This is a genomic window from Halolactibacillus alkaliphilus (assembly GCF_900115465.1).
GTDB lineage: Bacteria > Bacillota > Bacilli > Bacillales > Amphibacillaceae > Halolactibacillus > Halolactibacillus alkaliphilus.
This window is the reverse complement of the sequence record NZ_FOWN01000001.1, coordinates 44,803-65,568: the sequence shown is the minus strand read 5'-3', so window position 1 is coordinate 65,568 and position 20,766 is coordinate 44,803. Positions and strand designations below refer to the sequence as shown.

The following is a 20,766-nucleotide window of genomic DNA, read 5'->3' as shown; positions in this document are numbered from 1 at the left end:
AGATAACCACTGGAGGTTCATAATGAATAATAACGATGTAGTAGTAAGATTAAGGTATGCGCTTGATTTAAAAGATGAAGAAATGGTTGAAATATTCACACTTGGTGATGAGACCATTACCAAAGAATCCGTACAAGCCATGTTGATAAAAACTAACGTAAAGACAGATAACAGCGATACTTTTAAAGAAAATGACTATTTACTGATATGTACAAATCAGCAGTTAAATGCCTTCTTAGATGGCTTGATTATCTTTAAGCGCGGTAAACAAGACCCAGCTAAAAAAGCGCCGCAAACAGTCCATTTAACAAATGAAAATGTTAATAATGTTGTCTTAAAAAAAGTAAAGATTGCTTTAGCACTGACCAGCGATGATATCTTAGATCTGTTAGATCAAGCAGGTATTTCAATTTCAACGAGTGAATTAAGTGCTGTTTTGAGAAAAGAAGGGCATCGTAATTACAAGCCTTGTGGCGATCGTTACTTGAGAAATTTCCTAAAGGGTTTGGCAATAGCCTACCGCTATTAAGTCTTTTAGTGTTAGCGATGTAAATTAACAAATAGCCTCCACCGAACGCACGCAGTGGAGGCTATTATTTATGACTAAATCAAACTACTTTTTTAATGTTTGTTGATATTTATCTATATGAGCTTTTGTTTACTATATAAGTGGGTATTGGGGATGTTTTTTACCACCAATGCAATATTTTTTACCACCTTTTGCGGACAAGTGTACCACTCTTTGCGAGATAATTTACCAGAACATGAAGCAGCGATAAAACCTAGGGATCTCCATTAGTTTTATCGCTGTTGTTTTAATTATCCCATGATTAACGCTCAGTTTGCTTAAAACTTAACTTCTCTCTCATAGACATTTTACCATCCAATTCAATATCATAAGCGTTGTGAATGATACGCTCCATTATGGCTTCAGCTACTGTATCATTGCCCAAGTTCTCATACCATCCGCTTATATTTAATTGTGAACAATATATATTCGATTTTTGGGCTTCATGCCTCGCATTTATAATCTCTAAGAGGATAGCTGCTTCTTCGTTCTCTAAGGGATACAGTAACCACTCATCTAGTATTAATAAGTCTATTTTAACAAGTTTTTTCATTAGCCTCAAATAAATTCCATCCGCTTGATACTTTGCTAATTTGAACTCTTCCACTAGGTGTGGCAACCTTTTATACTCTACTTTGTTAAACTGTCTACAAGCTTGTACACCAAATGCCGTGGCGAAAAACGTCTTCCCATTCCCAGATGGACCTTTGAAAATAATGTTTCGTACATCAATCAGGTAATTAAGGGATTTTATTTACTGATTTCGCTTCTCGAACATATTCATCGTGAAGTAAGGTTAAGGTAACGTTTGGTTTAGCTAATTCATTATGGACATGTTCAAAGTTTATCAAATGTCGCCCACTAGCTTCTTGTTTTATTTCTGGGAATAAAAACTCTTCTAACCACTTATCCGTCATTTCTTCCCCCCAATGGTAAAGAAACCTCCTTTCTGTCAGCTGTTTTAATCATTTCTGTAACTTTCTGACGAGAATGCTGAACAATCTGTGCAATACTACGCAAAGACACATTGTCATCGTAAAGCTCCAAGATCTTACGATACGGAAACATAAAAAAACTCCTTTACACCAATGTCACGTCATTGACGTGCCCATTAAGTATATAGAAGTTCTGATTAGAAGTGGTAAATGCTCTCGCAAAGAGTGGTACACTTGTCCGCAAAGATTGGTAAAAAAGATCGCAAGCTTGGTACATTTTCAATGCAATATTCAATAAGACCTTCAGATACATACAAAGCTCTTATACAGATGTTTCATCTCATGCCATTATGACTCTCACTGAAGATTCTATTACTTAGTGATCAACCCTAGACGCATCTAATGGAATGGAAATATTCAAAAATACTAATCGTGGTTATCTCACAATCCCTTTCCCACAATGTGCACAATATCTAGGAAGTTCTTCTACTGTTTCTTCCTCTACTTTGTTTAAACTAAATTCTTCCATAAATCCCGAGCTTATTATACCCGTTGGGAGCGCAACTAAACCAATACCTAAAACGGCGATGATTCCACTTAACAAACGACCTAATCCAGTTATAGGATAAATATCTCCATATCCAACCGTTGTTAGTGTAGCGACAGCCCACCATAAGGAGGCGATAATATTAGGGAAAGCTTCTGGTTGAACATCACCTTCTATATAGTACATTAAAGTAGACGCCAGCAGAAGTAGCACTAGGGTGGTGAAAATAGTCACCGCTAGCTCAGCCTTTTTTCTTTTAATAATATTACTCAGTAATATGAATGCTTTTGAGTACCTATTCAATTTGAAAATTCTTATCAGTCTCGTTACCCGCAACAGCCTTAATATCCTTAAATCGAACGGTATTAACATAGGTAGATAAAAAGGTAAGATAGCCATTAAATCAATCAGTGCCATAGGTGTTATCGCGAAAAACAATCGAGAAGTCCACTTGCTTCTATTCGGATATCTCAAATCAGCTACCCAAAGCCTTAAAATATACTCTAAAGAAAATAGATAAACAGAAGTATATTCTATTAATTTGAATATAGATCCATATGAATCCTGTAATGTTTGAAATGACTCTAGAATAATTGCTGCTATATTGATTAAAATTAATAAAACAATGGAATAGTTAAATAACTTACTTCCTTTTCCCTCTTTCTCTATCAGGACAAATGCCATATTTTTAATGCTTTTTTGAGTATTTCTTTTATTTATCATGCTCATTTCTCCCCAATATGTTTCATCGGATTTTCTTGTTGATTAGCTAATTTGTTTTTAAAACTATACTTGTTACTGAGAGTTTAATTCTTTATATTAACTAACGTATAAGGACTATTTTATATCCTTTATTTAAATGTATAGCCTGCGGGATTCTCTGCTATCATCTGTAAATATTGCTGTTCTTTTTCAACATAAGCTATGCGTATCTTAAAATACTCAGCCAACTGCTTATCTTTACAATAAACATAACAGCCCTTTTGCCCTCTAGTCATTAGTGTGCGATACGTATTTTTAATAATCTTATCGGCAATACTATTTGCTTCTTCAGGATTATCTTGGGCCAATTTTTTAATACCTTTTAGAGATTGATCTGTTTTTGCTCGCTTAGAATAGTCCGTGACGATTTGATTATTTTCATAACGCATATCATCACCAATAATGACACCGATATAGTCGAATTCCAACCCTTGGGCTGTATGAATACACCCAGCTTCTTCAACAGAGGCGTTATCGATAGCCCACGTAGCATTAAGATTCCAACTCATTCCAAAATCACCAATAGTAATATCGTGATAAGCAACATTTCTACGTTCGTTTTTTGGCCATTCCCAACAGTAACCGGCCATTATACGTGATTTATTAGCCAGTTTATTTTTTCCTTTAATTAATTTAAGTAAGTCGTGAGGATTATCAACGATTTTAAAATCATAATCCAGACCTATAAAATTTTTATTAGCCGTTTCTCTGATATCAAGTACGTCATCCAACCAAGCAATATAGCCATCAGAACCATCACATCTGAATTGAGACACTAACTCTCTTTTTATGACTTCAGATCCTAATATGTTTGCATACTCTTCAATTCCTTCAATACTACCTGCATCTGAAAAAGTCACCTTTTGGTTTTCATCTATAAAAAAGATGGAGAGTAATGACCCATTAATGATCTCCTTTGTTTGATTCTCCCCCATGTTTTGAAACATGCCTGATTTTCTATTCAACCGATGTGCCTCGTCTACAATTAAAACATCAAATTCATTCTCCTCAGCTTTAGTAAAACTTCCTGAGCCTTTAAAAAGATTATTAATATGTGTTTTTTTCATCGTACCTTGCAGCTTAGCAGCATAGACTTCTCTAGGTGCAGAATTCTTTGTAATATACATTGCTAAGCGATCTTGGTTGATAATTTCTACCAGTAAATTAATCGCTAGTACCGACTTTCCTGTTCCTGGGCCACCTTCTACAATCATTGTACGCTTTTTTTGATCTTTCATTGATTGTCTAAATAAAGACAGCGCCTCTTCAAAGAACACTTTTTGTTCATCAATCATATAGAATTCTTCATTACCCTGAATCATATTTTTCAGTGCATCTTGAAGCGATTTTGAAGGTTTAATTTTACCTTGATCGATCTGAACAATCGCTTCGATTTTATCTTTTTGTTTAATATATTTCTTCATAAACTCTCTTAGCTTGCTGATTTCACCTTTACGAAATACAGGGGCCTTCTCTATATAAAAACTATAAGTGTCATCAGTTAATGGATCATCCTCTTGGACAAAATAATTATGCAAATACGCACACGGTATTAAGTTAATCTGATTTTCTCTAACATTTTCATTAAAGTCTTTAATTAGTGCCGCATATGTATAGGCTTGATAGGACGGATGAACCGTTTCGCGAATTCCACCTCCAAGTGCTGTTTCAACAATCGCTTCTTTTCCATCCACTTTAGTAGCAAACTCCCATTGTTTTAACTCCACAATCATAACATTATCGTTGTGGCCGTCATTCCCAGCAACGATAAAATCTACTCGTTTTGAAGTATTAGGAATATTGAATTCAATAGCTACAGATACATCCCCCGGAATATCAGGGTCATACAAAACGTTAGACATCTTGGCCAATGAGTTTTCCCAAGAACGTATTTCATTCTTCGTTGTCCTACCGATTTTTTCTTGATAAGCCTTATATAGATTATCGACTAAAACTTCATTGATGGTGTCTTCTATAAAAGCTTTAGCGGTTGATTGATAGATAATCATGGTTATACTCCCTTCCATCTTTGGTAATTTCCCCATTTGTGTATCTTATAACTTTTGAGCTAGTAATTCTCTATGCGTACCACAAAGTCGTCATCTATGGTCTGATTGATTCGGCGCTGATTAAATGCGTTGTATTCATCCAAAGTAATTCTTAAAGGCATTGATGTTTAGCCATTGTGAGTGCACACTCTATCAGTAGCGCACAAAGTATATACTTACTACAATTATGCCGCAGCTGCACAAGCATCATACCACTGAATGTCTCTTCTGCCTTTAGAAAATCAGTTAATTGAACTACCCCCACCTAACATTCTCACGAATGTTTGAGGAAGGTGTCTTCTCGCTCTAAGACGATAAAAAATAGCTTTCGTCAAAAAAGGGCTCTTTATTTTCTAGCCAATGGATTACGCGATATCTTATTGAAGTCTGCTTGAACAAAGGCGTTCGTTGATAGAGATAAAAATAGCGCACCGAAAGTTAGCATAATAACCCCACTCATCCAAGGCGTTATGATAAAGCCATTTAGTTCAAAAGCCAAACCCAGTTCCACCCACTCTGCCTGTGTTAATCCACCTTTTTCTAACATAATCGTTCTAAAAATAGCGGTCGTATAGGTCATAGGATTGAAATACGCAATAACGCGAAGCACATCAGGTAAAAACGCAAGTGGAATATAAGCTCCAGATAAGAAAGTGAACGGCAGAACGACCGCTTGTTGTACGACTTGAAAAGTAGAAGAACTTTTAACCATTGAAGCTAAGAATAGACCTAGCCCAGAAAAAACGAGTCCGACTAACATCAAAATTAATAGAACATAAATAAAGGTATACCAATGATTAAAACTTAAACCCGTAAAGAAACCGATGAGTAGAATTAAAATTCCTTGGGTTGTTGCGACAGTAGCTGCTGATAAAATTTGTCCTAAAGCGACTTGAAAACGACTGGTAGGACTCACCAAAATTTCTTTCATATAGCCTGAGACCGTATCATCAATAGTCGAAGTGGCAATACTTAAAGACGTTTGGAATACCGTTGCGACAATAATCCCCGCAAGTAAGAAAGCTGTTGGGTCTTCTACTTGATCTGTTCTAAAAATAGATCTAAAAATATAAAGGAAAAAGAAGGGGATAACTAGTGACGTTATGAGCTTAACTCGATCGCGTACAAAGCCTCTGATGTTTCTAAGCCATAATGCAGTGACTGTTCTCATTCCGTCATCTCCTCTCTAATTTCTTTACCGGTTATTTCCAAAAATACGTCATTCAAGGTACCTTTTTTTATTTCTAAATCCTTTAATTCATGATTGAATGGTTTGATAAACTCTAGAAAATGCTGAATAGCGTCTATATCAATATAAAACGCCTCTTTAACCTTTTTATAAATGTGGTTTGTCTCATTTAAAGCTACTTCAAATGCATCTGAATCATTCACTTTTACGATCGCCTTGTCTTTCGTATAAAGTCGCTTTAGGTTTTCAGGCGTATCATTTACCATGATTTTACCTGCATCCATAATGGCCACATGATCACAAATTTCTGCTTCATCCATATAATGTGTCGTTAAAAAGATCGTAATATTTTTTCTTTTTGTAGTCTAGTAATGTATTCCCACATCCTATTTCGCGTCTGTGGGTCTAAGCCTGTTGTCGGCTCATCTAAAAACAAAACTTTAGGGTAATGCAGTAACGCACGGGCTATTTCTACACGGCGTTTCATTCCACCTGAGAGACTAGACACACGTTTATTCTGCCAATGAAGAAGATCAACAAGATTCAATACAAAATGAATACGTTGCTTTACCTCGTGTTTAGGTACTTTGTAAAATACACAGTGCATGTTCAAATTCTCACTCACCGTCATTTTTTCATCTAAAGTTTGCGACTGAAAAACGACACCAATGACTTCACGTACAGCGTCTTTTTCCGTTGAAACATCTTTTCCGTCAATCCATAATGTTCCCGCTGTTTTTTCCATCATTGTACACAATGTGTTGATTGTTGTACTTTTCCCTGCCCCATTTGGTCCCAAAAAGGCAAAGATACTTCCTTCCTCCACGTCAAACGAGACATTATCCACTGCTGTAAAGTCTCCATATTTTTTTGTATAGTTCTTCACCTCAATAATCGGCTGCATGTTTTTTTCTCCTTTTCTCATCTTACCTACTTGAGTGGGGGTTAGTTTCAGGTTGTCCAATTAAGTTTTCCCGCATTAAAACGCCATGGTTATTCATGTATCTTATGATCGTTTCGTTTAGTTAATTATGTAGTCAGGCTCACTGTGTTGAGGCTGACTACACTTATTATATTGGTACTTAACGGGATCACTACAGTATCATTTATGGTACGGTTCATTTCTATTAATACGAAAGGCTCTGTACACCTGTTCAAGCAACACTAGGCGCATCAACTGATGAGGTAACGTCATCTTTGAAAAAGATAGCGCAAAGTTACTGCGCTTGATGACACCTTGACTAAGGCCCAGTGACCCACCTATCACAAACGCGACTTTACTCTTACCGTGAATCGCTAACTGATCCATTTCCTGGGCAAGTTGTTCTGATGTTAATTGTTTGCCTTTGATTTCTAATGTGATGACGTACGTGTCTTGATTAATCTTCTGTAAGATCCGTTCGCCTTCTTTATTTTTGATGTCTTCCATTTCTGCTTCGCTTAATTTTTCTGGAGCCTTTTCATCAGGCACTTCAATTAAGTTAAGCGTACAATAAGACCCTAACCGTTTTTTATATTCATCGATGCCCTGTTTTAAATATTTTTCTTTTAACTTCCCTACACTAATTATACTAATCTGCATACTGTCACCTCTTAGTTATTGCGTTACCCTTTGATATTTGTTTGTGTTTATTGTTTTTCTCTCTCGTTATTTTACTTTTTTCTTGTCATCATTCCGTCTTGTTGGTCTCTTAAAGCTAGGACCGTGTCTAATAAGATATCGGCTGCGACTAACACATCTTCTGGTATGACGGTTTCATCCGGACGATGACTGACACCGTTCGGTGTCCGGAGGAAGAGTAAACCTGTTGGTGTGATATTGGCCATATGCATTGCATCGTGTCCAGCACCGCTTGAGAGAATATGAACGGGATAACCCTTACCTTTAATTGCCGTTTCCATACAGCTCATCATCATCTCTGACATGTTCACAGGTTTTGCTTCATCTAACTTAGTGATGGTGAGGCTAACACCAAAATCAACTTCAATATCCTTGGCTAGTTCGTGAATATGCTGATCAAGTCGATCAAGCTCTGCTTGCTCAATATCACGTAAGTCTATCGAAAATGTCGTTTTGCTTGGAATGACATTAATACTTCCGGGTTCGATATGCATTTGACCGAAGGTCACAACTGCCTGCGTGTTGTCTTTTACCTCGTTATATAGTTTAAGCATAAAGACTGACCCAGCAATAACAGGATCTTTCCGGTCATCCATTGGGGTTGCTCCGGCATGGCCTGCTTCACCCTCTATCTCAACCTCATACCAATTTAACCCAACAATGCCGTTAACTAAGCCAACAGGTAGCCCACGTTTTTCTAAGACTTTTCCTTGTTCAATATGTACTTCTAAATAACCTACTAACTGAGACGGATCTACTTGGACATTTTTTAAGTCTAGTGGTTGATTAGTAGCTTCTTTCCTCGCCTGATTGAGTGACATAGACGCCTCATCAACATATGACAACTCTTCTTCAAAAAAACTTCCTGTCAATGCCCTGCTACCTATCATGCCCGTTTTAAATCGCGCCCCTTCTTCATCAGTAAAGCTAACAACATCAACATGAAAAGGTAACGTATCGTTTATTTCACTTAAATGCCGTAATACTTCTAAACCAATGACCACACCGAGGGTGCCATCATACTTCCCACCGCCCTTAACGGAATCGATATGCGAGCCAATCAAGAGTATTTTTGCGTCTTTATTATTACTTCGGTAACGCATAAACAAATTACCTATCGCATCTTCTGATACGTCCAAATGATACTGACGCGCTTCTTTGATTAAGTACGCTTTAGCCGCTCGCTCTTCATTCGTATAGCTTAACCGCGTAACACCTGGTGTCTTACTTGTATATGTTGCAAGTGTATGAATGTCTTTCATCATTCTTTCTAAAGAGAGCATGTTCAGTCACGCCTTTCAGTTAGTATTCCTTGTTTACATCTAGTCAGATATTATCAATATTGGATGGTTCCCATTTCCATTATACCGTAAATCAAGACTATATTTACTGAAACTACTAGGTTTTTATCGGTTTTTCATTGTATTTCCCGGGTAATATTATAAACACATGATACTAACTAAACATAGGCCTGTTTAAAAAGCACATTTAAGTTATGACTAACAAAAGTAATGTCGGGTGATGACGACTAAAATAAGCGGCAGTGTATTTTCATGTTTATCTTTTTTCAGATGTGATAAACTAACATTAGCTAGGATTTTTTAGTCCATGAATATGGGAGGTTGAATGATGGAAAAACTGATTTTTGTAGAAACCGGTGTCGGGATTGATACACATGGCCAAGACGTGACTAAGGCAGCCGTCCGTGCGGTCGTGAATGCCATTCACTATAACTCAATGCCGGGGATTAAAGACTTTTTGCCTGAGAAATCGCTACATAATATGAAAGTCAACATCGTCTTAGGCGTCCCAACCGATGTAGATGAGGTTGATGTTGAACGTGTGAAAGAAGAAATTCCTTATGGTACCGTCACAGTTGAGGTTGTTTCTGGCGGACTTAAGACAACGAGTGGCATCTACCTCGAGGAACAACAAGACAAAAACGATCTCATGTATATCGTGAATGCAGCAGTACAGGTAGGTTATTAAGTTAACCTGCTTTTCTTACCGGCTTTAAGTAAGCGTCATCATTTTTTATCTGCGACTCTTTTTTCCTGACCGTTCTAATGTTTTTATGTTTCTTAGTTATTTTCTCTTTGTAGTTTACCATTTTCTCATTATATTAGGAGGCTATCTATATGTATAAACCAAGTGACAAACGATATGACAATATGACTTATAACCGTGTCGGTAATTCCGGCTTAAAACTACCTGCCATTTCATTAGGATTATGGAATAACTTTGGTGAACCAGACTCATTTGAAAACCAGCGCGCCATGTTGACTCGCGCCTTTGATTTAGGCATTACCCACTTTGATTTAGCCAATAATTATGGCCCACCAGCAGGTGCGGCAGAAGAAAACTTCGGGAAAATTTTAAAGAAAGATTTTGCCGGGTTGCGTGATGAACTTGTCATTTCTTCTAAGGCAGGCTTTCATATGTGGAATGGACCTTATGGGGATTGGGGATCGAAGAAGTACCTTGTATCAAGTCTTGATCAATCATTACAACGCATGGGCTTAGATTATGTGGATATTTTTTATCACCACCGCCCAGACCCAGACACACCACTTGAAGAGACCATGCAAGCCCTTGACTTAATCGTAAGACAAGGAAAAGCACTCTATGTTGGGATATCAAATTATGACGCAGAACAAACAAAACAAGCGGTCAAAATCTTAAAAGAACAAAAAACACCGTTCATTATTCATCAAGCCTCGTACTCCATGTTAAATCGTTGGGTCGAAGAATCACTGCTTGACGTATTAAAATCAAATGGGGCTGGTGCCATTGCGTTTGTGCCACTTGCGCAAGGATTGCTTACGAGTAAGTACTTAAAAGGGGTACCAAAAGATTCACGCGCAAGTAAAGCGCATATTCCTTTCTTAAATGAAAAAGATATTAAAGAAGATGTGATAAATAAAGTTATTGAACTTAATGAAATAGCCCGTTTACGTGATCAATCTCTTGCTCAAATGGCGCTTGCTTGGGTCTTGCGTGACGAGACGGTTTCAAGTGCTTTAATCGGGGCAAGTAAAGTGAGTCAAATTGAAGAGAATGTGAAGACACTTGATCATTTACACTTCTCTAGTGATGAACTTGCAAAAATTAATGACATCTTAAAAGACAACTAAACTATGCGTATATTTTACAAACATATCTTTAGTGCCAATTGAATGGTATACACCTCTTGTTGAATTCTTCGTAAACATATTACGTGGTTTCTGCACAATATTTGCGGTGTTATTAAACAAACGGCTGGTTCACTTGCCGATTGTTTAAAGCATTTAAAAATTCATTAAAGTGTAACGCAAAAAAACGAACTAAAAACCGGATTTGATTGTCTTTAGAAAACATCAAATCCGGCTTTTTTTGATATATTAGAGAATTAGTGAATTATAGATTCTAAATCATTTATTTGTTCATTAGACAGTTTAGCAATAGAAGTTAGACCACTTACCGAATCAAACGCGCTTAAAATAATCGCCTCTTTATCATTAATCCACACTTTATAAAAATGTGTGAATGTCCCACCTTTATGATCAATCCTAAAAACTAAATCCGCATATTTTTCTGGATACCATTCTTCCGTTACAAAATTCAAATTATCAAATATCTCCTCAAATTTTAATATTTTCTTTTCATTTTTAATTTCTTCAGTAAAATCAAATCGATGTTCATCTATTTGATGTCCTATAAATAAAATTTTATCCGGGGCTATTACTTTACTAAATATATTGATTAGGATTGGAGTTAATAATATCAAGATTATAACTAAAAATACTGTTGATCTCTTTTTCATAAGCTCATACTGCTACTAAAAATATAGACAAACATCTACATTTTAGAAAATTCCTATTTCAACGTGTCCGACCTCGCCCTACCCGTTGGGTAGTTGGCTACTATCGTTTGTCTAACACTCCATAGGCGTAAATTCCCGTTATAGCCAACGGTACATATACACGCATTATTTATGTTAATAACGTATATTCTTTTGCTTGTAACAAGTTTAAGGATGCATTATAGTCACGGTCAAGAATTGTTCCACATTCACAGTTGAAGGTTCGATCTTTTAGTTGTAAGTCTTTCTTTCGTTTCCCACAACAAGAACACAACTTACTGGAAGGGTAGAAACGATTCACTTGTCGTAACTCAATTCCGTGTTGTTCGCATTTTGTTACAAGCCATTTCTTAAATGTATAAAAGCATTGTTCGGCAACAGCCTTTGATAAATGACGATTTTTCATTATGCCTTTTACGTTTAAATCTTCAATCGTGATATACATTGGTTTGGTTTTTACCACTGTATTGACCACGGATTTTACGTATTCTAGGTGAATATTCGCAAGGCGTTGGTGAAGTTTTTGGACACGAACAATGTTTTTGATGATGTTTGATCGTTTATAAGTAGTAACAGTTTCACCACCTTTCATTTTTTAATTTTTTTATCGTTTCATATTTTCTTGAAAGAGAACGTTGTTCTCGTTTTAACCGTTTTTCAATCGAACGAACGTGTTTCGTCTTATTGATGTTTTTAAATTCTTCATGGTCACTAGTAAAGGCAAATGTTTTTATCCCTAGATCAATCCCAATGCCTTGATTGGATAAATCAGACTTTCTTGTTTGTTTGTTCTTCCACTTCACACAGAACGGAAACAAAATACCGATCTGCTTTTTGACTAACCGTACCACTGATGATCCGTTGATTTGTCGGTAGATACCCGAACTCTTTTAATCGCACCCACCCAATTGTCGGTATCTTTACTCGGTGACGTTCAATTGTCCAATCGGTAGTGTTATTTTTAGGGAAGTATGCCTTAACGTCTTGATGACTTTTCTTTTTAAATCGTGGAAACTTTGATTGCCCTTTGAAGAACCGTTGAAAAGACGTATGAGCATTCATAATCGCCTTTTTACGTGCTTTACTGGACACTACTTTAATCCACTCATATCCTTCTTGTTTTGATAAGTCTTTGTTAATGTACTTGTCAAAGTCCATACCACTAATAAACCCATGTGGTTGTTTTCCTTGTTTGAATTGTTCGTAATGATCTTTGTTATACGCAAGAAAGTGATTGTACAAAAAACGACAAATACCGAAGGTTTGGTGAAGCTTTTGTTGTTGTTCATTTGTTAGTTTGATTTCGGTTTTAAAGGCTCTTTTCATAATTTATCATCTTCTTTCAACTTCTTTTTATATTTTCGAAGTCCATAAATTCTGAAAAAAACGCATGAATAATCGCAATTAAATCTTGAACTAATTCTTCTTGTGGTGATAGTTGTTCATTGTTTACAACAATAACGTCACAATCAAACTTCTTACAAAAAGAAGAAAACCATTCAAAACCAAAACGGATGAAACGATTTTTATGTGTAAGGTATATCGTTGAAACCTTCCCTTTCATTACGTCATCTAATAATTGGTTCCAATGTTTTCGTTTGTAATTCAAACCACTTCCGATGCCCTCGATTAGAAACCCTTATGTATAACACAACCTTACCTACTGATTTATTAGCTATTCCCATGTATTCCTCATATTGATTATGAGTATAAAATCTCCTTCCTTTTGGGTTTCGGTAAGCATTGAGTTTCCCATCATTATCTCAACGTTGTAACGTTTTAACGCTTACATTTAGCATTTCTGCAAATTCTTTAGGTTTGTATGTTTTATTCATAAGTACATTTTACCATATATTTCTATTTTTGCATACATTTTTACTAACAGTTACTTCACTCCTTAACTTTTCATTTATTAACAACATTATATATATGACGTGACTCATTATACCATTATGAGTTTTTCACACGTGATAACAGACAATCTCTATTACCCAGTCAAACACCCTCATATAGAAACGTTATGCTTTTTTATTTAGTTATCCACAAAACTATCCACAAAATCTAACTTTTTAACTGTCCAGGAGTTTTCAACAGGAAACCCACAGGTTTTCCTCTGTATTTTCAGATTTTTTTACACATCTTTTACATCTTATTTATTTATCTAGTGTTCGAATCTCTGTTCTACACTATATCTAGCAAGTTACTCACAATTCCATCCACAGCCTGTGTACAACTTTTTGTTTTATACACAAAACCCCGTCTGTTTTTCCTAAAGTTTAGGTTAAACAACGGGGTTTTGCTTCTTGTTTGCTTATTCTTGTGTGGATAACTCGAATTCTGTCGTTTGTCGGACCTGATTTCTATAGTACGTCACCTGTATGATATCGCCTGGTGACTTTTCTTGATACAAGTACTTACGTAAGTCAATCATCGTTTCAATCGCTGTGTCATCCAGCTTAACGATAACATCGAGCGCTTGAAGTCCGGCTTCATCTGCCGGTGATTGAGGCACAACGGCATTAAGGACAACACCCGCTTCAACGTCTGAAGGTAAATTAAGTGTTGTTTGCCACTGATTTCTTGGTACTTCCATTAAACTATAGGCTTCGATACCTAAAAATGCACGCCTAACTTGACCAACACTCTCTAACTCTTCAATGACAGGAATCGCTTCATTAATCGGGATGGTAAAGCCAATCCCTTCTACACTCGATTCCGCAATTTTCATCGAGTTAATGCCAATCAATTGACCTAGCGTATTCATTAGCGCGCCCCCACTATTGCCTGGATTAATCGCTGCGTCTGTCTGCATCACTTCTACTTGCCAGTCTGCTTGATTATTACCACTTAAATCAATTGGGATCATTCGCTCTTTACCACTAATAATCCCCTTGGTGACAGAGCCTGATAGATCGAGACCGAGTGGATTACCGATCGCAATGACATCTTCACCTACTTTTGTTAGGTCAGAATCACCAAATGGCATCACTTTATCAATCGAACCTCGCTCGACTCTAATGACCGCAAGGTCAGTGAAAGGATCTGTGCCGAGGACGGTTGCTGCTAATCTTTCTCCATTATTTAAAACAACCCGAACGTCATTCGCCCCATCGACCACGTGATGATTCGTCACAATATGTGCGACTGTTTCATCCAGTTTATAAATAACACCCGAACCTGTGCCTCGGCTTTGTTCTGGAAAGAGACCTAAGAAGTTTTCTCCAATGTTTTCAATGCCTACGACCATTGGAATCGCATGAGCAATCATGTCTGTTAAATCACCAGATTGTTCGGTGCGCACTTGTTCAATCGGGGCATTTAGCCTTAAAGTTTCTTTATCCACGACCGCATAAGGTAATAACCCCGTATCAGATAGATACGGTAACGCGACAGCAAATAAAAAGGCTCCCATAATAAAGGCAAGACTTATAGAAAGCCATTTTCTCTCACGACGTTTATAGCGATAGTGCTTCTTCCGTGTTCCATCATCATAATAGACCATCTCTCACACATCCTTTAGTCAGTTAAGTGGCAAAGTGCTGTCGCTTCATTTGGATCGGTATCAAAAATTTTAAGACCATGGTGAATAGGAAAATCTTTTTCTGTTAAGTGTTGTTCTACAGCCATTCGTGCCAGTTCTTTCATATTGTTATCTTTACTTAGGTGAGCTAAATAAATCCTTTTTGTTTTATCTTTAATAATATCTTCTAGAGCAAGTGCCGCATCTTCATTTGAGACATGGCCGTAATCGCCTAGTATCCGTTTTTTGACACTCCACGGATACCGGCCCATTTGTAACATAGAAATATCATGATTTGCTTCAAATATCAGGGCATCAGAAGCTTCTACGGTTTTTTTAATCCGCTCAGAAACATAACCGAGATCGGTCACTAATGATACTTTTTTTCCTTCATGATGGAATGTATAAAACATTGGCTCTGCTGCATCGTGAGAAACAGCAAAGGATTCAACATCAATGCCGTTAAAACATTGTACGGTTTCCATGTCAAAGGTAAATTTTTGATCGAGCGATAGTTTACCCACTTTACCTTCCATCGCTTCCCATGTCTTTTCATTCGCATAAATAGGTAAATTATGCCGTCTAGCAAATATACCTAATCCTTTAATGTGATCACTATGCTCATGTGTAACAAGAATACGTGTTAAAGTTGATGGATCAACATGAATCGATTGAAAGAGTTGGTCAAGTTTTTTACCACTTAGACCCGCATCCACTAAAATACGTTCTTTGTCTGTGCCTATATAAAATGCATTGCCTGAGCTACCTGAGGCAAGTACAGAAAAGCTTAAAGTCATTCAGATTCCACCTCAGTTAATTGATGATAGGCCGTTATAAACGGTTGTCTAATTGCCGTTAATAATGTTGATTCATTATCACGGTCTTCATTAAGATTATAATACGTGACATCTTTTCCGTTGGGTGAACTTAACAAGCTAACAAACTGGTCAAGCGTTTCAGTTATAAAGCTCTGATATTGCGGATAATCATGCCCTTCTATCGCATTAATGAAATAATCACTCGTATCATTCACATTCACTCGCCAGGTTGGATTGAGCAATTGTTCTCCATTTGGTAAGGAGACGAGGTTATGATAACCGAGTGATACCTCCGTTACCTCATCGCCCGTTTTTAAAATGTTTGAGTTATGATAAAGACGGTAGATAGCATCATATTGCGTCAACAATGTTTGCGGCTTATCATCATGTTCTTCTTCTACAATATCCACTGCGCGCATCATATAATGTGTCATTTGATTTTCATCATTAAGTTTAACAAATAACAGGGCCTGTTGATTATAAAAAATCGGATGATTGATCCGCTGGAAAAACACCATGAGTCCCGCCTCTTCTAAAAAGCGGTAACGTTCAAACCTTGCACCTAAATAAACGTATTCAGCTAGAGCAGTTGTTAACATATCTTCACTATCAATAGGGATATCTATCGGTGTTGTTAGCCTTGAAAAGAGCGTCGTATGGTCAATAACAACGGCTTCTTGATTAGGTAATTGACTTGCGAGATTGTCTACCGCATTAAAGTCATAGCCACTTGTATATAGTAGTGGCACTTCATATATTTCATTATCTAACCGATCTAGGCCAGAAATATTAAGTTCTAGCTCCTCTTCTTTAGAAGCCTCAGGAATAAAAGACAATGTTTCTTCTCCGCGATCAATCAACTGTTTCGCAAGAAACACATTCAAAATTAGAAAACAAATAATGAACAATGATTTAATTTGCCCCCATTGCATGTGCCATCCCTCCTTTACTTTCTTCAAGTGGAAGCACAAGCGGACTGTATCCATAAACACCTTTTACGTACCATGTAGGTGTTAAAGCATAAACTTGCCCTTGACTATCAGACTGTTCTGTTAGTCTATACCCTAAAACAACGTCATATATAGCCGTCCCTTGATAGTTAGGTCCATCTAGAATATCAATCACTGTCTCAGCGCTAGGAACATATGTTGTTTGACCAACACCTCGCTGGTCAAGCAACATAATCAATGGATGATAGTACTGGTAGAGACTTTCATTATGCCAACGTACGGTGATTTCCGTTAAATCACGGTCATAAAAAATCGGTGTATCTTCATACGTAAGAATATATTTAACCTCATTAGAGACCGCTGTTTGGCTAATGTCACTTAGCTGGTAGCCAAACGGTTCTCTAAAAGTAAAACCTAAATGGGCATTAATAAAGCTTTGCACTTGGTCCAAAAGCTGATAACTTGAAATACGCTCTGTCTGGTCAAGCGGTTCGTTCGTTGGATTAGTAAACTCAATCCCGCGGCCATCAACAATCATCTCACGGGTACCGTCAATATAGTTAGTGTCACCACCATACGTGTAAGCGCTCCGAACAATTGAAGGTTTACTAAACAGTAAATTAATAAAATCATCCTGATCAAGTTCGGTATAAGCAAATAGTCTCGTTTGCTTGGTGATGTTTTCTGGTAAATAGATCAGTGATCCTCTTGTTCCTTCATACGTAAGGTAACGGTAAGGCTCTTCCTCAGCATTAAATATTTGCATAAATAATGCCATGTTTTGACTGAAGTTTTGAGCGTTAGCAACCATCACTTCATCATCTGTATCATTTACAAATAAGAGCTGATACATATCATGCCCCTCTAAAAAAACCACGCGATTAAAGTCTCCCGTTGGAATATATGTTTCCACATCAACATTAAATAAGTCGGTTATAACCGCTGAAGGTAAGGCGGTTTGATAAATAACTTCCACTCGATTCGCCTCTTCTTGATACCAAGGGGTCGTCATCGTAATTTTAGAGAAATTATACAAAGAGAGATTTGCCATCGCTTCAGTTAAACGCGTTCGCCTATCCGCAGTACTTAAGCCAATCGGCGTCTCAAGCCGATCATCGTGTCGAATCAACTCAAATGGTTCAATGACGTCACGACGTGATAGACGTGTCCCCCCGTCTAATTCAGCGTCAATTAAATCTTCTTCTTCCGTAGACATTTGATAATTTGGTTGCTCACTCCATAACGCAAAAGTTAACATAAGACTTGAGGAAATAAGCAAGATTAAAATAAATGATTTAATATGTTCGATAGGCATTATGACACCCCTCGTTTGCGAGCTATTAAAGGTAAAGTAAAGAATACTTTCGTTCCTTTACTTTCTTCTGATTCTGCCCAAATTTGGCCGTGATGATTTTGGATTATTTCTCTTGCAATCGCAAGACCTAAGCCAGTCCCACCTAACTGTCTTGAACGTGCTCGGTCAGCACGATAGAAACGGTCAAAGATTTTATCTAATTTATCCGGCGGAATACCCGGACCTTGGTCTTGAATCATCACTTTAATTCGATTGCGTTCCTTTGTCACTCTAAAGCGAATCACGCCCTCTGGGGGTGAATACTTAAGCGCATTTGACATAATATTATCAATGACTTGAATAATCTTATCTTTATCTAGCCAAAGAAAAATACTATCTTTAGGTATCGTGCGATCGATTCGTACCGTTTCCTCTTTATTCATTTCAAAGCGGTCAAGTACGTGATGGAAAAACGGAATGACATTGACACGCTCTTTCAACATATCCATTTCTTTATGATCCATTTTAGATAATTGAAGCAAATCATTCACGAGACGAATCATCCGTTCTGTTTCGTTTTGAGTCACTTCTAAAAACTGCGGAGCGATGTCTTTATTTTCCCATGCACCATCAGTCAGCGCTTCTAAGTAACTGCGCATCGTCGTGAGCGGCGTTCTTAATTCGTGTGATACGTTTGATACAAATTCACGTCGCTCACGCTCGACCTTTTCTTCTTCTGTTACATCACTTAATACGGTAATTAAACCGCTAAAACGTTCGTACTCATCTAAAACAAAGGTGAAATTTGCTTTTAAAAGAAAGAACTGTTCATCGTCGCTCATATCAATCGTTATAGAACCGGAATCTTGCATTTCTAGTATATCAACAGTCGACTCATCTATATTTAACACCTCAAAAAGCGACCGGCCTTTCAATTGTTCAAATGATTGTCCTAAAAGCACCATCGCTGGCTCATTCATTAACGTAATTTCTCCTTGTTCATCCGTTGAAATGACACCGTCTGACATGTTTGATAAAATTGAACTCAGCTTTCTTCTTTCTTCTTCAGTAATTAAATTAGCAACTTTAATGCGCTCCTTCATCTCATTAAAGGTATGCGCTAACTGACCGATTTCATCGACACCGTAGACATTCACTTTTTGTGAGAAGTCTCCTTCTGCCATGACTTTAGCCTGTTGTCTCATTTCAGTAATAGGCTTAGTAATTGCCTGCGCAACCAAGATTCCCACAAGTGCTGAGATGACAATAGCAATTAATGTCCCATTTAAGAAAATTTGATTAATACTTTGGAGTTGGCTATAGACATCCTCCATCGAAGCTTCTAAATAAATAGCCCCCAGTGATTCATCTTCATTGCTTGTAATTGGGATGATTCTTACTAAGTGGCGTTCACCAGTCGCTGGGTTTCGTTCAATGGAACGAATCGGCGTCCCCGACATGATGACAGAACGAACACGACTCTCACCAGAGACTAACTTCCCAACATCCGTAGTTTCTGTGTTTGTTCCTACAATACGGAATTGACGGTCAACAATTTGCAGACGTGAATAGTCATCGTCCTGACCATAAAATGCGACGACACTCGCGATTTCTTGTTCTAAAGTAATGCCGTCTTCTGTCTCTGTCCGATCTTTCGTGAAAGCTTCCCGGACATTATAATTAAGCACATTTAAACGTTCATCAATCGATTCTTCAAAGCTTTGTTTAAGGTCAGTCTCCAATCGTTGAGCAAAATATGCACCAATCACTTGGATGGCCAGCAAAAGAAGCAAAATCATAATGGCGATAATTTTCCACCTAATCGATTGAAAGAAACTCACTTTCTTCATAGCATTACTCCTGTTCAGGATTTCTTAAATAATAGCCTACACCGCGGCGTGTAATAAGCCACGTTGGGTGACTAGGTGTATCCTCAATTTTTTCGCGTAAGCGTCGAACGGTCACATCAACCGTACGCACATCACCATAATAATCATAACCCCATACGGTCTCAAGTAAGTGTTCTCTGGTCATGACCTGGCCAATATGGCGGGCCAAATAGTGTAGTAGTTCAAATTCTCGGTGAGTAAGGTCCACTTGCTTGCCGGACTTTGTAACACTATATAAATCTGGATGGATCACCAACTGTCCAACTTCGATATCATTTGACTGTTGGCTTTCGACAGGTTGTTGTTGACGACGTAAATTGGCTTTAACACGCGCAATTACTTCACGGTTACTAAAAGGTTTTGTGACATAATCATCTGCCCCAAGTTCCAGTCCAAGCACTTTATCAATTTCTGAGTCTTTTGCTGTTAACATAATAATCGGCATATTATGTGTTTTACGTACTTCTCGGCATACTTCGTTACCATCTTTATTTGGTAACATAATATCTAATAAAATTAAATCAGGGTTTTCTGCTTGTGTTTTGACAATCGCTTCATCGCCATCATGCGCACACACAACCTCATACCCCTCTTTTTCTAAGTTGAATTTCAATATATCTGCAATGGGTTTCTCATCATCTACTACTAGTATTTTATAAGCCATTCGTGATCCTCCTTCGATTATTCACAGTTACTCTCATTTTACCTTACTTCAGTTAAAATTAAAAATTATACTGTTTCATTTTAAAAAGGACTTGATACAGATAGCGACTGTTATCAAGTC

General features: G+C 37.3%; 17 protein-coding genes and 3 pseudogenes. 3 read left to right on the top strand and 17 right to left on the bottom strand.

Going from position 1 to position 20,766, the window contains the following annotated elements; all coding sequences use genetic code 11:
- Positions 1–22 precede the first annotated feature (22 nt).
- Positions 23–529: a YehS family protein gene (locus tag BM163_RS00305; protein ID WP_089799018.1), complete on the top strand. Its 507-nt coding sequence runs from the start codon at positions 23–25 to the stop codon at positions 527–529.
- A gap of 301 nt (positions 530–830) precedes the next feature.
- On the opposite strand, the gene BM163_RS00300 is transcribed toward BM163_RS00305, so the two are convergent.
- The 8 genes and pseudogenes from BM163_RS00300 to BM163_RS00270 all read right to left on the bottom strand — a co-directional run bounded on the left by BM163_RS00300 (position 831) and on the right by BM163_RS00270 (position 8,953).
- Positions 831–1,283: an ATP-binding protein gene (locus tag BM163_RS00300; protein WP_229675470.1), complete on the bottom strand. Its 453-nt coding sequence runs from the start codon at positions 1,281–1,283 to the stop codon at positions 831–833.
- Positions 1,284–1,308: 25 nt separating this feature from the next.
- Positions 1,309–1,485 carry a hypothetical protein gene (locus tag BM163_RS13725; protein ID WP_170243653.1) on the bottom strand — a complete coding sequence of 59 codons (177 nt, stop codon included), beginning with the start codon at positions 1,483–1,485 and terminating at the stop codon, positions 1,309–1,311.
- Between the two features lie 454 nt (positions 1,486–1,939).
- Positions 1,940–2,773: an ion transporter gene (locus BM163_RS00295; RefSeq protein WP_170243652.1), complete on the bottom strand. Its 834-nt coding sequence runs from the start codon at positions 2,771–2,773 to the stop codon at positions 1,940–1,942.
- Positions 2,774–2,901: 128 nt separating this feature from the next.
- A complete protein-coding gene (locus BM163_RS00290; RefSeq protein ID WP_089799012.1) occupies positions 2,902–4,821 on the bottom strand; it encodes a DUF2075 domain-containing protein in 1,920 nt (639 codons plus the stop codon).
- 385 nt (positions 4,822–5,206) lie between these two features.
- Complete coding sequence (locus BM163_RS00285; RefSeq protein ID WP_089799010.1) at positions 5,207–6,031, bottom strand: ABC transporter permease; 825 nt, start codon at positions 6,029–6,031, stop codon at positions 5,207–5,209.
- Positions 6,028–6,953: pseudogene (locus BM163_RS14155) on the bottom strand (ABC transporter ATP-binding protein). Before BM163_RS14155 ends, BM163_RS00285 begins: the two are co-directional and overlap by 4 nt.
- A 198-nt stretch (positions 6,954–7,151) precedes the next feature.
- The gene (rlmH, locus tag BM163_RS00275; RefSeq protein WP_089799008.1) at positions 7,152–7,631 is read right to left on the bottom strand and encodes a 23S rRNA (pseudouridine(1915)-N(3))-methyltransferase RlmH; all 480 of its coding nucleotides are present in this window, start codon (positions 7,629–7,631) and stop codon (positions 7,152–7,154) included.
- Between the two features lie 71 nt (positions 7,632–7,702).
- Positions 7,703–8,953: a Zn-dependent hydrolase gene (locus BM163_RS00270; RefSeq protein WP_089799006.1), complete on the bottom strand. Its 1,251-nt coding sequence runs from the start codon at positions 8,951–8,953 to the stop codon at positions 7,703–7,705.
- Between the two features lie 346 nt (positions 8,954–9,299).
- Between BM163_RS00270 and BM163_RS00265 the strand changes: the two genes are divergently transcribed.
- Complete coding sequence (locus tag BM163_RS00265) at positions 9,300–9,659, top strand: Lin0512 family protein (RefSeq protein WP_089799005.1); 360 nt, start codon at positions 9,300–9,302, stop codon at positions 9,657–9,659.
- Positions 9,660–9,808: 149 nt separating this feature from the next.
- Entirely contained in the window at positions 9,809–10,804 is a 996-nt protein-coding gene (mgrA, locus tag BM163_RS00260) for an L-glyceraldehyde 3-phosphate reductase (RefSeq protein ID WP_089799003.1), read from the top strand.
- A gap of 254 nt (positions 10,805–11,058) precedes the next feature.
- On the opposite strand, the gene BM163_RS00255 is transcribed toward mgrA, so the two are convergent.
- From BM163_RS00255 to yycF, 9 genes and pseudogenes are all read right to left on the bottom strand, one after another.
- Positions 11,059–11,472 carry a hypothetical protein gene (locus tag BM163_RS00255; protein ID WP_089799002.1) on the bottom strand — a complete coding sequence of 138 codons (414 nt, stop codon included), beginning with the start codon at positions 11,470–11,472 and terminating at the stop codon, positions 11,059–11,061.
- Between the two features lie 169 nt (positions 11,473–11,641).
- Positions 11,642–12,837 (bottom strand): annotated as a pseudogene (locus BM163_RS00250) (RNA-guided endonuclease InsQ/TnpB family protein).
- Positions 12,834–13,346, bottom strand: a pseudogene (locus tag BM163_RS00240) (IS607 family transposase). The pseudogenes BM163_RS00250 and BM163_RS00240 overlap by 4 nt, the downstream one beginning before the upstream one ends.
- A 476-nt stretch (positions 13,347–13,822) precedes the next feature.
- Complete coding sequence (locus BM163_RS00235; protein WP_089799000.1) at positions 13,823–15,013, bottom strand: S1C family serine protease; 1,191 nt, start codon at positions 15,011–15,013, stop codon at positions 13,823–13,825.
- Between the two features lie 14 nt (positions 15,014–15,027).
- The gene (locus BM163_RS00230) at positions 15,028–15,828 is read right to left on the bottom strand and encodes an MBL fold metallo-hydrolase (RefSeq protein ID WP_089798998.1); all 801 of its coding nucleotides are present in this window, start codon (positions 15,826–15,828) and stop codon (positions 15,028–15,030) included.
- Positions 15,825–16,781 carry a two-component system regulatory protein YycI gene (locus BM163_RS00225; protein WP_089798996.1) on the bottom strand — a complete coding sequence of 319 codons (957 nt, stop codon included), beginning with the start codon at positions 16,779–16,781 and terminating at the stop codon, positions 15,825–15,827. The genes BM163_RS00230 and BM163_RS00225 overlap by 4 nt, the downstream gene beginning before the upstream one ends.
- Complete coding sequence (locus BM163_RS00220; protein ID WP_089798994.1) at positions 16,762–18,114, bottom strand: YycH family regulatory protein; 1,353 nt, start codon at positions 18,112–18,114, stop codon at positions 16,762–16,764. The genes BM163_RS00225 and BM163_RS00220 overlap by 20 nt, the downstream gene beginning before the upstream one ends.
- Positions 18,114–19,943, bottom strand: a complete 1,830-nt coding sequence (gene walK / locus BM163_RS00215; protein WP_089798992.1) for a cell wall metabolism sensor histidine kinase WalK — start codon at positions 19,941–19,943, stop codon at positions 18,114–18,116. Before walK ends, BM163_RS00220 begins: the two co-directional genes overlap by 1 nt.
- A 4-nt stretch (positions 19,944–19,947) precedes the next feature.
- The gene (gene yycF / locus BM163_RS00210) at positions 19,948–20,646 is read right to left on the bottom strand and encodes a response regulator YycF (RefSeq protein ID WP_089798990.1); all 699 of its coding nucleotides are present in this window, start codon (positions 20,644–20,646) and stop codon (positions 19,948–19,950) included.
- Positions 20,647–20,766 lie beyond the last annotated feature (120 nt).

Coding starts and splice junctions, on each gene's coding strand:
- BM163_RS00305 (WP_089799018.1), top strand. CDS start 23: ATGAATAATAACGATGTAGTAGTAAGATTAAGGTATGCGCTTGATTTA.
- BM163_RS13725 (WP_170243653.1), bottom strand. CDS start 1,485: ATGACGGATAAGTGGTTAGAAGAGTTTTTATTCCCAGAAATAAAACAA.
- BM163_RS00295 (WP_170243652.1), bottom strand. CDS start 2,773: ATGATAAATAAAAGAAATACTCAAAAAAGCATTAAAAATATGGCATTT.
- BM163_RS00290 (WP_089799012.1), bottom strand. CDS start 4,821: ATGATTATCTATCAATCAACCGCTAAAGCTTTTATAGAAGACACCATC.
- BM163_RS00285 (WP_089799010.1), bottom strand. CDS start 6,031: ATGAGAACAGTCACTGCATTATGGCTTAGAAACATCAGAGGCTTTGTA.
- rlmH (WP_089799008.1), bottom strand. CDS start 7,631: ATGCAGATTAGTATAATTAGTGTAGGGAAGTTAAAAGAAAAATATTTA.
- BM163_RS00270 (WP_089799006.1), bottom strand. CDS start 8,953: ATGCTCTCTTTAGAAAGAATGATGAAAGACATTCATACACTTGCAACA.
- BM163_RS00265 (WP_089799005.1), top strand. CDS start 9,300: ATGGAAAAACTGATTTTTGTAGAAACCGGTGTCGGGATTGATACACAT.
- mgrA (WP_089799003.1), top strand. CDS start 9,809: ATGTATAAACCAAGTGACAAACGATATGACAATATGACTTATAACCGT.
- BM163_RS00255 (WP_089799002.1), bottom strand. CDS start 11,472: ATGAAAAAGAGATCAACAGTATTTTTAGTTATAATCTTGATATTATTA.
- BM163_RS00235 (WP_089799000.1), bottom strand. CDS start 15,013: ATGGTCTATTATGATGATGGAACACGGAAGAAGCACTATCGCTATAAA.
- BM163_RS00230 (WP_089798998.1), bottom strand. CDS start 15,828: ATGACTTTAAGCTTTTCTGTACTTGCCTCAGGTAGCTCAGGCAATGCA.
- BM163_RS00225 (WP_089798996.1), bottom strand. CDS start 16,781: ATGCAATGGGGGCAAATTAAATCATTGTTCATTATTTGTTTTCTAATT.
- BM163_RS00220 (WP_089798994.1), bottom strand. CDS start 18,114: ATGCCTATCGAACATATTAAATCATTTATTTTAATCTTGCTTATTTCC.
- walK (WP_089798992.1), bottom strand. CDS start 19,943: ATGAAGAAAGTGAGTTTCTTTCAATCGATTAGGTGGAAAATTATCGCC.
- yycF (WP_089798990.1), bottom strand. CDS start 20,646: ATGGCTTATAAAATACTAGTAGTAGATGATGAGAAACCCATTGCAGAT.